The sequence below is a fragment of the Streptomyces sp. NTD107 genome (assembly GCF_059510435.1).
The window spans coordinates 289599-304517 of sequence record NZ_JCAJZV010000005.1 but is presented as its reverse complement, the minus strand read 5'-3'; the positions used below and the strand labels follow the sequence as shown (position 1 = coordinate 304517).

Here is a 14919-nt window from a genome sequence, read left to right as displayed (position 1 = left end):
CGCGATGGTGCCGGGCGTGATCCACCCTAGACGGGGCCGTCGCGTGACTTGCCGTTCATGCGGGGGCTCCTTACGCCGAGGCCGTGGTCCGGGCGGTGGCCTCCAGCGCGCGGCGCAGTCGTACGGCGGTGCCGGTCTCGTCGACCGTCACGTCGTCGTAGCTGACCACGGCGCCGGCCGGCACATCGCGGATGAGGGTGTTGCCGTGCGCCAGGCCCATGGGCAGGGCGCGGGAGGCGAGGGAGGCGGCGGCCGGGGCGAGCTTGCCGAAGACCATGTAGCCGCCTTCGCCGTCGAGGATTTCGCCGGCCTTGAGGTCGCGCTTGGCGACGGAGACGACATCGCCGTGGAAGTCGCGGGCCGCTCCGGTGGCCTCGCCGCGCAGCACGGCGGAGGCGACGGAGACGCCGAGCTCCAGGCCGATCATGTGGTACGGGCGGTACAGCGATCCGTAGCGGCCGGTGGGGTCGGTCCTCACGCCGTACTCGGCGAAGCACTGCACCGCGTAGTCGGTGCGGGCCTCGAAGGTGATGTAGACGCCCCAGCGCAGGTCGCGGGCGAGTTCGGTGCCGTCCCGGTTGAGGGAGGAGATGACCTCGACGGTGCCCTTGCGGGTGAGGGTGCCGCCCAGTTCCCTGGGTCGCAGCAGGGTGGAGAGCTGGTCCACGTCGACGGGCGGGAAGAACAGCCCCTCGTCCTGGGGGCGCAGGCCGGTGGCGTTGGCGACGGCGGCCATCTCGATGGCGGACTTGGTGCCGTCGAGGAAGGAGTTGAACATCTTCGGGTTGAAGTCGCCGGTGGCGAGCTGCTCGTCGGTGAAGCCGTAGTGGTCCCAGACGGTGTCGGGGGTGGAGTGGTTGTACTCCGGGAGGTACTTGGTGCCCTTGCCCGCGGCGACGACGTCGAAGCCGACGGTGCGGCACCAGTCGACGAGTTCGCTGATGAGGGCGGGCTGGTCGCCGTAGGCCATGGTGTAGACGACGCCGGCCTTGCGGGCCTTTTCGGCCAGCACGGGGCCGACCATGCAGTCGGCCTCGACGTTGACCATGACGACGTGCCGGCCGGCGTCGATGGCGCGCTCGGCGTGGTGGGCGCCGGCCAGCGGGTTGCCGGTGATCTCCAGGATCACTTCCAGGCCGGGTACGTCGATGAGGTCGTCCGCGCTGTCGGTGACATGGGTGCCGCCGGTGCGCAGCGCCTCCTCGAAGGAGGCGGCGGCGTAGCGCTCGGCGGGCCAGCCGGTACGGTCCAGGGCGGCGCGGGCGCGCTCCACGCTGAGGTCGGCGACGCCGACGACGTGGATGCCGGGGGTGCCGACGGCCTGGGTGAGGAACATGGAGGAGAACTTGCCGGCGCCGATGACCCCGACCCGGATGGGTCCCGACTCCTCGGTGCGCTGGGTGAGCAGGGTGTGCAGGTTCATGCGGCTACGGCTCCTTTGGCGTGCCAGCCGGTGTGTCGACCACTGAGCTTGGTCAGACCATTTGACCGACTGTCCATCTGGCCGAAACTATGACAGTGGCCGATCGGCCGGTCAAGAGTGATGCGGGTCACATGAAAGGCGCCGCCCCGTACCTCAGCGGCACTGAGGTACGGGGCGGGAAGGCGGGGGCGGACGCGGGTCCGGCGCGGGTTACCGGCCGGCGGCCGGGAGGGCGGCGCCGGCGCCGTCGTCCACGGCCGGTGCGGCGGGCCGCTCGCTCAACGGGGTGGTCCGGCTCAGCACCATGACGGCGAGCAACGCCGCCCCGTACAGCCCGGCGAGCAGCTGAAAGCCGAGGGTGAACGAACCGGTGCTGTCCTTGATCGTGCCCAGCGCGGAAATGGCCGCGAAGCCACCGGCGTTGGCGCAGAAATTTCCGAACCCGGAGCTGAAGCCGGCCGTGCGCTGCCCGAGAAAGTGCAGCCCGACCCCGAACAGCGGGCCGAAGTACAGCTGGACGAACAGGGCGTTCACCCCGATCACCAGCAGCAGCGGCCCCACCCCGGCCACCAGCGGCAGCACGGCCAGCGAGACCCCCAGCGCCGTCAGCGCGATCGCGATGACCAGCAGCGGGCGGCCCAGCCGGTCGGAGAGCCAGCCACCGAGCAGATTGGACGGCGCGGTGATCAGCGCACCGGTGGCCGCGATCGCCCCCGCCCCCGACAGCGACATCCCGTGCTCGGCCACCAGATAGCTGGGCAGCCAGAACGCCAGCCCCTGCGCGGTGGCCAGCCGGGCGAACTGGATGACCCCGATCAGCCACAGCGCCGGATGACCGAACAGCGCCCGGATCTCCGCGCGGCGCGGGAAGGCCCCCGGCTCGCGGTGCGGATCGGTGCCCACCCGGTGGTAGAGCACCGCCCACAGCACCCCGGTCCCGCCGAAGATCACAAACAGCCAGCGCCAGCCGAGCGGGCCGACCACGACCGGCCCCAGGGTGTTCAGCAGCACGCTGGAAGCGAAGCCGCCGGCCACGTACAGGCCCATCGCGGTGGCCTTGCGGTCGGCCGGGAACCGCTCCCTGATCAGCATCATCCCCGGGGCGAAGATCAGGGAGCGGAAGAACCCCGAGACCGCCTGCACCGCCAGCAGCCAGCCGTACGGATGGACGACGGCGAACGCCAGCGCCATCGCGTTGGTGCCCACCACCCCCACGCAGAACAGCTTCTTCGGCGAGTAGCGGTCCGTCAGCCAGCCGGCCGGCACCTGCATCAGAGCGTAGACCAGGGTCGCGACGGCGGCGAGCTGCCCGGCCTGGGCGAAGGACAGCCCCAGATCGGCACGGATGAGCGGCAGGAACAGCGAGATGCCGCCCATCCCCAGCGCCTGGCTGCTCTGCCCGAGCACGATCAGCCAGGTGTCCGCTCTGCCGCTCCCCCGTGCCATGACCCCGTCCCGCCCCTCATCCACTGCCACTGCCACTGCCACTGGCGGCGGCTGTCGCCGCCCGACACTACCCGCGCAGCGGGGCGTCCGGATCGGCGATCAGATTCGTCAGCACGCCGGTGAAGTCACCTCCCCAGGCCGCGATCGTGGCGGGCTCGAACAGATCCGTGGAGTACTCCATCGTCACGGCGAGGGAGTCCACCCCGGGCGTCAGCACCACATACAGCTCGGTGCGCGCCGTGCCGATGACCGGCAGCGACCGGACCGTCGTACGTACCCCCGGCAGCTCCACGGCCGGCGGCTCGGTCGTCACCACCGTGAACAGCACGGTCGGAAACAGCCCGGCCCCGTACTCCGGCGCCACCAGACGCACCACCTCCGCCAGCGGCAGCGCCTGCTGGTCCATCGCCGCGAACAGCGCCGGCCCCAGCCGGGCCACCAGCTCGGCGAAGGTGTCCGCCTCCGGCAGCCGGGCGCGCAGCGCGACCGCCTCGCCCAGCAGCCCGAACACCTCCTCGTGCTCCCGGCGCGCCGCCCGGTTGGCACTGGACGCCGCCAGCACCACCTCCTCGGCGGCGGTCAGCTCGGCCAGCCAGACGGCGAAGGCCCCGGCCAGCACGGTGTACGGGGTGGTGCCCAGCCGCGCGGCGACCTCCCGCACCCGGGCCGGCACCGCACCGCCGACCGTGAACTCGTGCAGCGCGCCCCGACCGGACAGCGTCTCGGGGCGCGGACGGTCGTACGGCAGCGCCGGCCGCAGCGGCGCCCCGGCCAGCTCGGTGCGCCAGAACCGCTCCAGCGCGGCACGCCGCTCCCCGCTCAGCTGCTCGTCCGCCCAGCGGGCGTAGTCCGGGTAGCCGGCGGCGGGCCGGGGCAGCGCCCGGCCCGCGTACAGATCGGACAGCTCGCGCCACAGGATGCCCATCGACCAGCCGTCGCAGACGGCGTGGTGCAGCACCACCACCAGCAGCCAGCGGTCGGCCGAGAGCCTCCCGAGCCGGAAGCGGAACAGCGGGGCCCGCGCCAGGTCGAACGGCTGCCGGGCCGTGTCCAGGCACCAGAGGTCGACGGCCCCGGGGGTCTCGCCGGACAGGTCGGTCGTGGGGACGTCCACGGGGACCTCCGCCAGGATCTCGACCCGCTCGGCGCCGACCCGGGCCCGCAGCGCGGAGTGCCGTGCCACGAGGGCGCGCAGCGCGCCGGCCAGGGCGGCCGGGTCGAGATCGCCGGTCAGCTCCAGCCGGTGCGCCACGTTGTAGACGCCGGGATCGGGGTGCTCCCGGTGCCGCTGTGCCAGCCGCCTCGGCGCGGACAGCAGGGGGAGGACCTCGGCGACCGCCTCGGCCTCGCCCTCGCCCTCCGCCTCGAAGTGCGCGGCGCAGCCCCGGATCGTGGGCGCCGCGAAGAAGTCGGCCATCGCCGGCGGCCGGCCGTACTCCCGCGCCATCCGGTTCACCAGCCGGATGGCCCCCAGCGAGTGCCCGCCGAGCTGGAAGAAGGACCGGGTGACGGACAGCGGGCCGGGCAGCCCCAGTTCGTCGCACCACACATCGTGCAGCGCCTTCTCCAGCGGAGTACGGGGCTCGTCGGCGTCGCCGCTGCCGGCGTCCGCGGCCACTTCCCGGACCGGGTCCGGCAGCCGCTCACGGTCGAGCTTGCCCGAGGCGTTCACCGGCAGCCGCTCCAGCACCGCCCAGTGCCGGGGCACCAGATGGTCCGGCAGTTCGGCGGCGAGCGCCGCCCGCAGCACCCCGATCACCTCCGGCGCCGCCGGATCGGCCGGCACCACGTACGCGACCAGCTCGGCCTCACCGCGCCCGTCGCGGCGGGCCAGCACCGCGGCCTCCCGCACCCCGGGCAGCCGGGTCAGCGCGGCCCGCACCTCGGCCGGCTCCACCCGGTGCCCACGGATCTTCACCTGGTCATCGGTGCGTCCCAGATAACCGAGGGTGCCATCGGCCCGCCAGCGGCCCAGATCCCCCGTACGGTAGGACCGCTCGCCGGCCGGCCCGGTGCCGAAGACCGCGGCCGTCTCGTCCGGCCGGCCGTGGTAGCCGTGCGCCACCGCCGGGCCGCTGATCTCGATCTCGCCGACCGCGCCGACCGGCACCTCGGCTCCGTGCTCGTCCAGCAGCCGGATCCGTACCCCCGGCAGCGGCCGGCCGATCGGCGGTCGGTCCTCCGCCACCCGGTGCGAGGTGACCACGATCGACGCCTCGGTGGGCCCGTACTGGTTGAACAGCGCGCACTGCGGATGCGCGGCGCGGAACCGCCGGAAGGCGGGGGTGAGTTCCAGCGCCTCGCCGGCCGAGAACAGTTCGCGCAGGGACGGCAGATGGGGCTCGGTCTCCATCAGATAGCGCAGCGGGGTGCACGGCATGAACATCCGCTCCACCCCGTGCTCGCGCACCGCCGCGGCCACGGCGGCGGGGTCGTGCCGCACCTCGTCGTCGATCAGGACGAGTTCGGCGCCCGCCGCCAGGGTGGTGAAGATCTCCTGCACGCTGACGTCGAAGGCCGGCGAGGTCCACTGGAGGGTACGCAGCGCGGGGTGGGCCGCCAGTTGCCCGCGGATCAGCGTGGCCGGGCCCCGGTGCGGGACGATCACGCCCTTGGGCCGGCCGGTGGAGCCGGAGGTGTAGAGGCAGTACGCCGGATCATCGGGCCCGGCGGGATCCTCCGGCGCCCCGGCGTCGGCCTCGGCGTCCGCATCGCGCGACTCCGGGGCGAACAGGACAGCGGCGTTCTCCTCCTTCAGGGCGGCGTGCCCGGCCAGCGCCGCCGCGCTGCTGAACAGCAGCACCGGCGCCCCGTCCCGCACCAGGCCGGCGAGCCGGGCGGTGGGCAGGGTGGGATCGAGCGGCAGATAGGCGGCGCCGCTGCCCAGCACCGCGAGCAGCGCGGTGATCAGCTCCGGGCCGCGCGGCAGCAGCACGGCGACCCGCTCGCCGCGCCGCGCGCCGCGCGCCCGCAGCAGGTGGGCGAGCGCGCGGGCCCGGTCGCCCAGCTCCCGGTACGTCACGGCGGAGCCGTCGGCCGCCACCCGCAGCGCGGGGGCGTCCGGGGTACGCAGGACCTGCGCCTCGAACAGTGCGTGCAGCGTGTCGTCGGCGCCGGCCCGGGCGGGCGGCTCCGGGGAGTGCCGGGTGAGCAGGTCGGCCCGGTCGGCGTCGCTGAGCGCGGTGAGTGCGGACAGCGGTGCCCGCGGGGTGTCCAGGACGCGGCCCAGCACCACTTCCACGGAGTCGATCAGCCGGCGTACGGTGCGCTCGGTGAAGAGCGCGGTGTCGTACTCGGCCATGAACCGCAGCCCGTCGCGGTGGTGGGTGAGATAGAAGCTCAGGTCGAACGGGGCACGGTCGCTGGGGACATCGAGCAGTTCGGACCCGGACTGCCGCTCGTACTCCACCATCACCTGGAAGAGCGGATTGCGGCCCGGGTCGCGCTGCGGGTTGAGGGTGCGGACCAGGTCGTCGAAGGGCACCTGGCGGTGTTCGAAGGCGGCGGTGCTGCGGTCCCGTACCCGGTGCAGGAGGGTGCCGAAGTCCGGGTCGCCGGCGAGATCGACGCGCAGCGCGACGGTGTCGAGGAACAGTCCGATCTCGTGCGCGGCCTCCGGCGGGCGGGCGTCGACCGCCGTGCCGAGTACGAGATCGGTGGCCCCGCCGAACCGGCCGAGCACGGCGCCGATGGCGGCGGTCAGGGCCATGAACACGGTGGCCCGCTGATCGGCGCAGTACCGGGCGAGCCGGTCCATGAGCGCGCCGCTCAGCTCGTGGCGCAGCGCGGCCCCGGCGCCGGTGCGTACGGCGGGGCGCGGGTGATCGGTGGGCAGCGCCAGGTCGGGGACGCCGCCGAGTTCGTCCCGCCAGAACTCCAGGTCGGCGGCGACGCGTTCGGGGTCCGGTGGCGGCGGGGCCGCCGTCGTGGCGGGCAGCGGCGGCAGATCGGCGGCGGCGTCCGGCCAGGCGTGAAGGTGAGCGGTCAGCTCGCTGGCCAGCACGGCGGTGGAGGCGGAGTCGACGATCAGATGGTGGGCGACCAGGAACAGCAGGTGCCGGTCCGGCGCCAGCCGCAGCAGCCGGGCGGAGAGCAGCGGCCCGCGCTCCAGGTCGAGCCGTTCGCCTGCGGTGGCGGTGAGGGTGGCCCGCAGCGCCTCCTCCTCGGTGGCGCCGGTGTGGTCGTCGACGGGCAGCTCGATGGTGATCCGGTCCCGTACCTCCCGGTGGGGGACACCGTTGAACTGGGGGAAGACGGTGCGCAGCGCCGGCTGCCGGGCGATGACGCGGTGCAGGGCGCCGCGTACCGCCGCCGGGTCCAGCGGGCCGTCCAGCCGGATCGCCTTGGGCTCGTGATACATGCGGGTGCCGGGCTGAAGCTGCTCCTGCACCCAGATCCGCCGCTGGGCAGCGGTCGGCTCCAGGTGCCGGGTGGGGACGGCGCGGCGCAGCCGGTCGAGCAGCGGCAGGGCGTCGAGCACCCGTCGCGGTGGGACCCCGAAGTCGACGAAGCAGGCAATCTCGTCGGCGCCGGCGTCCACGAGTGACCGGACGATCCGGGCCGCGCTCTCCTCGTCGCCGATCAGGGCGCGGGAGGCGCAGTACCGCTCGTAGGCGCGGCCGAGAAGGAACTCGACGTCCTCGGGGTGGGTGTGCTCCAGATCGACGTCGATGCCGAGGCTGTTGGTGACCTGGTTGAACAGGGCGAGCGAGGACCGCAGATAGGAGAGGAAGGGCTGGTACGCCTCGGCCTTGGCGGTGGCGGCGTCCGCCCCGAGGAAGGTGTGCACCAGCACCACGACGCGGCCGGCCGCCGGGTCGAGGCCGTGTTCGGCGCGGGTGCGGCGGTAGAGGGCGATGTTGTCGGCGAGTTGTTCGACGGTCTGCGCCATCAGGTTGGTGACCACGCCGAGATCCTCGGCGGCGGCCCGGCGATAGCTGTCCGGGTTGCCCACGACGGCGACGAACAGCGGCGGCTGCTCCTGGAGCGGGCGCGGCTGGAGCCGGATCTCGGTGGGCTTGCCGTCGCCGGCGATCACCTCGACGGGATCGCCGGCCCACAGCTGCCGTACGGTGTTCAGCTGCTCGTACATCAGCTCGCGGTGCCGGCCGTAGTTCTGCGGCGCGAGGGCGAAGTCCCGGGCGTGCCAGCCGCTGGCGACACAGATCCCGGCCCGGCCGCCGGAGATGTTGTCCACGACGGACCACTCCTCGGCGACCCGCGCCGGATGGTGCAGCGGGAGCACCACCGACCCGGCGTGCAGCCGGACCCGCCGGGTCCTGGCGGCGAGCGCGGCGGCCAGCACCGAGGGGTTGGGGAACAGCGCCCCGAAGGAGTCGAAGTGCCGCTCGGGGAACCAGAGCGCATGGAAGCCGTGCCGGTCGGCGAACTCGCCGGCGGCCATGATCAGGTCGTACTTGTCGCGCTGCTGCTCCTCGGGATAGTCCCCGAAGAAGTACAGGCTGAAGTCGGGCCCGCTGGAATCAGGAGCCGACGGGAACGCGAGCGGGGCCGGTGCGGCGGCGGCCGACACCGCCACCGGAGGCGATGCGGTCGCAGGAGCGGCAGCGGCAGCGGCAGCGGCGTCCGGGCCTGCCCCGGGCGTCGGGAAGATACCGGACGCGGCCGGTACCGGAGGAGCCTGGAACACCACGGTGGGTGTACCGGAGGCGGCCTGCGGGACGAATCTCCCGAGGGGGACCAGCGAGTGGGTCCGGGAACCGGTGGCGGCGGGCCCGGGGGCAGCCGCCGGCTCACCCGGAGGTTCCGCCCGGGAGAACCCGGCGGCCGGGGACGCCGCTTCGGACGGGCCGGACGCTGGGGACCGCCGATCGGCGGGCGGCACGGCGGGCGGCGCCTGGCCCGATGGTCCGGCGGCGCGGCCGGGTGCCAGCAGGTCGAGCTGGCGGGACATCAGCTGGGTGACCTGGTCGATCAGGTGATGTGTCGTGCGCAGTTGTTCGGCGACCAGGTCCGCGACCACCGGCGACGTCGGCCGCGCGTCGGGCCCGGAGGCGGGCGACTCGGCGGCGGGGGCGGCGGTGGGGCTTCCCGGCATCGCCTCCGCCGCCCCGGCGGACGCCGACCCCGACCCCGACCCCGGTGTATCGCCCGTGACCGCGGCCGGCACCGGCCGCGACGCCATGGAGGACGGCGGCCCGCCGATCACCCGCCCGGCGGCATCTGCCGCCCCGCCGGACCCCACCACCGGCCGGGTCCGCTGCGCGGCCGGCGGCGGTGAGCCGGTGAACGCACCGCCCGTGGGGGGAGCCACGGCGCCCGCTGCGGCAGCGGTCATGGGTGGTGATCCGGTTCCGGCTCGGGTGGTGATCAGGGTGGCGAGCCGTTGGGGGGTGTCCGCGTCGGAGAAGAGTTCGCGTACCGGGATGCGTATGCCGTGCCGTTGCTCCAGTTCGGCGGTCATGCCCATGAGGGCGAGTGAGTCCGCGCCCAGGGCGAAGAACGAGGAGTCCGGGCGTACCTCCGCCGGCTCCACGCCGAGCTTGCGCGCCGTCAGTTCGCGTACTTCCACCAGGACGGGGTCCTCGGCGGAGGGTGAGGCCGCAGGGGGCGGCGTTTCCGCCGGAGGGGACGGTGGCACGCGCAGCTCCTGGGTCGATCGTCCATCCACGTGACGCGGGCTCCATGACGGGGCGAGGTAACCCGTCAGCCCGGACGCCAGGGCCGGCCGGCCCTGGCCCGGCAGGGCGTTCAGCCGGGTGGCGGCTCTACCGGCGGCCGAACCGGCCGGCGCCGGAGCGTCCGCCGCCCGGGCCGGCTCGCCGGGCCGCGGGCCCGCAGGCAGCCGACTCCCGGCCCCGGCTCCGCCGGGCGTCACCGGCGGTTCCGGGAGCGTCCCGGCGACAGCGCCACCAGCCGCGCCCGGCTGGGGAGTGGCGGTGGCGTGGCGCTCGACCGGGCGTCCGGCGTGCGAAACGGCGGACGGCCCCGGCTCCGCCCCCGCGCCGCCGCTCGCGAAGGTCCCCTCGGCCGTGCTGCCGCCCGCGGCCGGCCGGGGGGCGGCGGTGGTGGTGTGGTGGTGTCCGACCGGATGTCCGGCGGGTGCGGCGGGGGCGGCGGCGGACCTCCGCGTTCCCGCTCCGGTGTCGTCCGCGTTCGTCTCGGCCGGGGTGCTCCGCGTGGGCGTCGGCTCGGTGGCCCGGCGGCCGGTCGGCCAGGCCGGGAAGGTGCGGGGCCGGGCAGGGGGGCCGGGCAGGGGGATGCGGGAGCCGTTGGTGGGCCAGGCCCGCAGGTTCAGGGGATGGCCGCAGGCGTACAGCTCGGCCAGGGCCGGCAGCAGGCCGGACAGCCAGCGGCTGTCGGGGGCGCAGTGCCGGCCCAGGCCGGTCAGGGTCGCCCCGGGGCCGATCTCCAGGAAGTCCGCGCGGCCCTCGCGGGTGGCGGTGGCCATCGCGAGGTCGAAGCGGACCGGCTGGCGGGCGTGCCGGATGAGATGGTCGGCGTCCGGGGTCCAGCCCACCGGCCGGATCTCCCCGTCCAGACCGCTGATCAGCGGCACCCGCAGGGGGGTGTACGTGATGGTCGCGGCCCGTTCGCGGAATGCGTCCAGCGCCTCGTCGAGGGTCGCCGAGTGGAACGCCCGGTCCACCGGCAGCGCCTGCCAGCGGATGCCTTCCGCGTCCAGCAGCCGCCGGGTCTCGGCCAGCGCGGCTTCCGGTCCTGACAGCACCAGGGAGCGGGGCCCGTTGACCGCCGCCACCTCCACGCCGCCCGCCCCGGCGATCCGTTGGGCGGTGGCCAGGTCGGCGCGGAGCGCCACCGCGCCGCCGGGCGGGGCGAGCCGGCGCATCAGCCGGCCCCGTTCGGTGGTGAGCCACTGCCCGTCCGCCGCGCTGAGCCCGCCGGCCGCGCACAGCGCCGCGTATTCGCCCAGGCTGTGCGCCAGTACCACCTCGGGCCGTACGCCGAGCGCCGCCCAGCGTTCCACCAGGGCCATCTGTACCCCGAACAGGGCGGGTTGCGGTTCCGCCGCGTCCCCGCTCAGGTCCAGGGACAGTTCGGCGGCCAGCTTCTCCAGTGTGCCGGGGGGCGCGCCCTGGCCGGAGAAGGCGAAGGCGAGCGGGCCGCGTTCCGGCGCGGGAGCGGGGGCCGTGGCCGTGGCCTCCAGTGCCGTGACCAGCTCCTCGACGGTCTCACCGGTCACGGCCCGGCGGGCGGCCCGGTGGTGGGTACGGCCCAGGGCCAGGGTCGCCGCCACGTCCGCCGGGGCCGACCGGGGGTGTTGGCGCAGATGCGCGGCGAGTGCCGCGCTCAGCTCGGTGAGGGCCGCCGGGTCGCGTGCGGACAGGGGGATCAGGACCGGCACCGCCGTCCGTTCCCCGGTGGCCGCCGCGGGTGGGGCTTCTTCCAGCACCACGTGGGCGTTGGTGCCGCCCACGCCCAGGGCGCTGACCCCGGCGCGGCGCGGGATGCCCGCTGCCGGCTGCCAGGGCTGCCGCTGGGTGGCCAGGGTCAGTGGGCTGCCTTCCAGGGGCAGCGCGGGGTGCGGGGTGCTGAGGTGCAGGGTGGGCAGCAGGGTGCGGTGCCGCAGCATCAGCACGGTTTTGATCAGTCCGGCCATCCCGGCGCAGGTGTCGAGGTGGCCGATGCTCGACTTCACCGAGCCGATGGCGCAGAAGCCGGTGCGGTCCGTCCCTTCCCCCAGTGCGCGGGCAAGGGCCTCGAACTCCACGGGGTCGCCCAGCGCCGTACCGGTGCCGTGGGCCTCGATGTACGAGACGGTCTCGCCCGCGATGCCGGCCGCCCGCAGGGCGTCGCGGACCACCGCGACCTGGCCGGTCACTCCGGGGGCGCTGAACCCGATCTTGCCGGCGCCGTCGTTGTTGACGGCCGAGCCCAGGATGACGGCGTGCACCGTGTCCCCGTCGGCGAGCGCCCGGTCGAGGCGTTTGAGGACCACGGCGGCGACCCCGTTGCCGCCGACGGTGCCGTTGGCTTCCGCGTCGAAGGGGCGGCAGTGGCCGGTGGGCGACAGGATCGACCCCGGGTGGGTGCGGTAGCCGCTGTCCTGTGCGGGGTGGACGGCGGCGGCGCCGGCCAGCGCCAGGTCGGCGTCGCCGCTGAGCAGGGCCTGGGCGGCGAGGTGGACGGCGACCAGGGAGGTGGAGCAGGCGGTCTGTACGCCGATGGCCGGTCCGGTGAGCCCGAGCCGGTAGGCGACGCGGGTGGCCAGGAAGTCCGGTTGGCGGCCCGTGGCCCGCTGCATGGCCTCCACCGGGTCGGCCGCCGCGTTCCCCTCGGCGCCGGAGTCCTGGTGGCCGTACAACTGCATGCCGCTGCCCGCGAACACTCCCGTCCGGTGGCCGTGTTCGCCGCCCGCGTAGCCGCTGTGCTCCAGCGCGCGCCCGCAGACCTCCAGGAACAGCCGGTGTGCCGGGTGGGTGTGTTCCGCCTCGCGCGGGGTGATGCCGAAGGCGTCCGCGTCGAACGCGTCGATGCCGTCGAGCGCGCCGATGACGGGGATTCGCTCCCCGGCCGGGCCGGCGGCGAAGGTACGGACACTGTCGACGCCGTCGTGCAGATTGCGCCAGTACGCGTCGATGTCCTCGGCGCCGGGGAAACGTGCGGCCATCCCGATGATGGCGATGCGCCGGTCGGGGGCTTCCGTCCGCTCCGCCACGGGTGCGGTGGCGGGCGGTGCGGGCCGGTCGTCGTCGGCCGTCAGCACGGCGGCCAGCGCCGTCACCGTGGGGTGTTCGAACAGGGCGGTCTGCGGCACCGGCCGGCCCAGGGCCTCCGCCAGCCGGGCGCGCAGCCGCACCAGCCGTATGGAGTCCAGGCCGAGTTCGTAGAACGGGGTGTCCTCGGCGCCGGTCACCGGCCGCCCCAGGACGGCCCGCACCTCTCGCGCCACCACCTCCCGTACCGGCGGCGGCGGGTCGGCGTCGAACTCGCCGGCCAGCAGCCGTTCCAGCAGTTCGGCGCGGCGGATCTTGCCGGCCGGGGTGCGGGGGAATCCGGCCTCCGGGACCGGGATGACCCGGTCCGCCGTGAGCCGGAGCCGCGCGAACAGGGCGGCCCGGATCTGCTGGGCGGTCCGGGCGTCCACGGCCCGATCCGCCCCGGCGACGAAGAACACCGCGAGCGTCTCGCTGCCGCCGCGCTCCACCGGCACCCCGCAGGCGGCGACGGCGCCGGCCCGTACCCCGTCGACCGAGGCGGCGGCCTCCTCGATCTCCTGGCACAGCACATTCAGGCCGTTGAGGATGATCACGTCCTTGCGGCGGCCGGTCATCACCAGCTGACCCTCCGCCAGATACGCCTGGTCGCCGGTCTCCAGCCAGCGGGTGCCGTCGGGGAAGGCGATGGCGTCCGCCGCCGGGTCGTGCGCGTACCCGGGGATGACGCGCGGCGAGGAGATCTGGAGCCGCCCGATGTGGCGTTCGGGGAGCAGCCGGCCGTCCTCACCGACCACCCGGATCGTCGAGCGGTGCGCCGGGCTGCCGGCGGCGACCAGGGTGAGCACGTCGCTCTCGGGGGCGTCCGGCGGTGCCGGGCGGACCTGCCCCGCCAGGCTGTCGCGCAGGACGCGCTGTACGGTGCCGGGCCGGTCCAGCCGGCCGAAGGTGATGGCGGTGACGGTCTCGGCCATGCCCCAGGCGGGCACGAGGTGTTCCTCCCGCAGGCCGAAGGGGCCGGTCGCGGTGAGGAAGCGGCGCGCCACGTATTCGGTGATCCGTTCGCCGCCGCTGAGGAGCGAGCGCATCCGGCTCAGGTCCCAGCCGCCGCGCCGCCCGTCGACGGCCGCCACCGCGTCGGAGACCAGTGCGAGGCCGAAGGCCGGGGACCAGCTGTGGGTGGCCCGGTGTTCGTCGAGGAGGTCGAGCCAGCGCAGCGGATCTGCCAGCACCAGATCCGTTGTCGCGTGCACGTTGGTCGCCCCGGCGAAGACGGCGAGCAGGTGGTAGAGGAGGAAGGCGCCGCTGTGGTCCACCGGCAGCCAGTTGACGGTGGTGTCGTCCGGGCCGAGGTCCAGGATTCGGCGGCTGCTCGCGGCGAACAGGGCCAGTCCGTGGTGGGTGAGCTGCGCCGCCTTGGGTGCTCCGGTGCTGCCCGAGGAGAGCATCAGCAGCGCGATGTCGGCGCCGTCCGGTTCGACGGTGGCGGTGGCAGCGGCGGTGGTGGCGGGGTCCATGTCGTCGGCCGTGCAGTCCGCGGCGACCGCGACCCGCAGGTCCGGGTCGGTACGGGCCAGGCCGGCCGCCGCCGGTCCGTCGGTGAGCACCAGCGGCCCGTCCAGCAGGGCGCAGACCTGGCGCAGCCGGGTCAGGGCGGGGGCGCCTTCCTCGGCGCGGGCGGCGATCGCCACCGGCCGGGCGCCGCCGAGGAGGCAGGCCCAGAACGCCGGGAAGAACTCGTCGAGCGGCAGCCCGCACAACACCACGGGGTCGCCGGGTCCGACGCCGTGGTCGCGCAGTCCGGCGAGCAGACGCCGGGCCCGTGATAACAATTCGGGATAGGTCTGGAGTGTGCTTGACGTTCCGTCCGGCGTGATGGTGACGACTCCCGCGGCGGGGAACTCCCGGGCCGCGCGCAGCAGTGCCCGTACCGCGTCGGGCGCGTCGTCGTCGGTGAACTCCAGTTCGGGGCCCTGGTATTGGGCATCCCGTGGTGCGCTGGTCATGTGTGCCCTCTCCCCCTTGTTGCCCCGGGCGGTCGCACTCCGGCGGCCGGCCGGTGATCGCCCGGGCGGGTATGCGTGCATGATCCAGCACATCGGTCCGCAGATAAAGGTCTGGTCAAATCCGAGGTGAGCGGCCTATTCTGGGTCGGATTCCGCCTTTCGGGGGATGGATAACTTCATGCGTTGACGACCGAGGGAAGCCGGTGCGAATCCGGCACTGACCTGCAACCGTGTGCGGCGTTCCGCGTCGCGAGTCGGATCACTCGGCTCGCCGGCGTGAACACCCGCTTCTCACTGTCACGGTCCGCAGCGTGGAGCCCTCAGCCGTCCCGGCTGGTCGGCCCCTGCCGCTTTCTTCACCGAAACGCGCGCCAGGGGTCTTCTCGTGTGGGCGGATGCACGGGCC

The 14919-nt window shown here is 74.5% G+C and carries 3 protein-coding genes; all 3 read right to left on the bottom strand.

The genetic code is table 11. The features are described from left to right. Positions 1 to 70 precede the first annotated feature (70 nt). The 3 genes from AC5WRL_RS13515 to AC5WRL_RS13505 all read right to left on the bottom strand — a co-directional run bounded on the left by AC5WRL_RS13515 (position 71) and on the right by AC5WRL_RS13505 (position 14513). Entirely contained in the window at positions 71 to 1423 is a 1353-nt protein-coding gene (locus tag AC5WRL_RS13515) for an NAD(P)H-dependent oxidoreductase (RefSeq protein WP_496088715.1), read from the bottom strand. Positions 1424 to 1633: 210 nt separating this feature from the next. Further along, positions 1634 to 2869: an MFS transporter gene (locus AC5WRL_RS13510; protein ID WP_496088714.1), complete on the bottom strand. Its 1236-nt coding sequence runs from the start codon at positions 2867 to 2869 to the stop codon at positions 1634 to 1636. Between the two features lie 67 nt (positions 2870 to 2936). Then, a complete protein-coding gene (locus tag AC5WRL_RS13505) occupies positions 2937 to 14513 on the bottom strand; it encodes an amino acid adenylation domain-containing protein (protein WP_496088713.1) in 11577 nt (3858 codons plus the stop codon). Positions 14514 to 14919 lie beyond the last annotated feature (406 nt).

Coding starts and splice junctions, on each gene's coding strand:
- AC5WRL_RS13505 (WP_496088713.1), bottom strand. CDS start 14,513: ATGACCAGCGCACCACGGGATGCCCAATACCAGGGCCCCGAACTGGAG.
- AC5WRL_RS13510 (WP_496088714.1), bottom strand. CDS start 2,869: ATGGCACGGGGGAGCGGCAGAGCGGACACCTGGCTGATCGTGCTCGGG.
- AC5WRL_RS13515 (WP_496088715.1), bottom strand. CDS start 1,423: ATGAACCTGCACACCCTGCTCACCCAGCGCACCGAGGAGTCGGGACCC.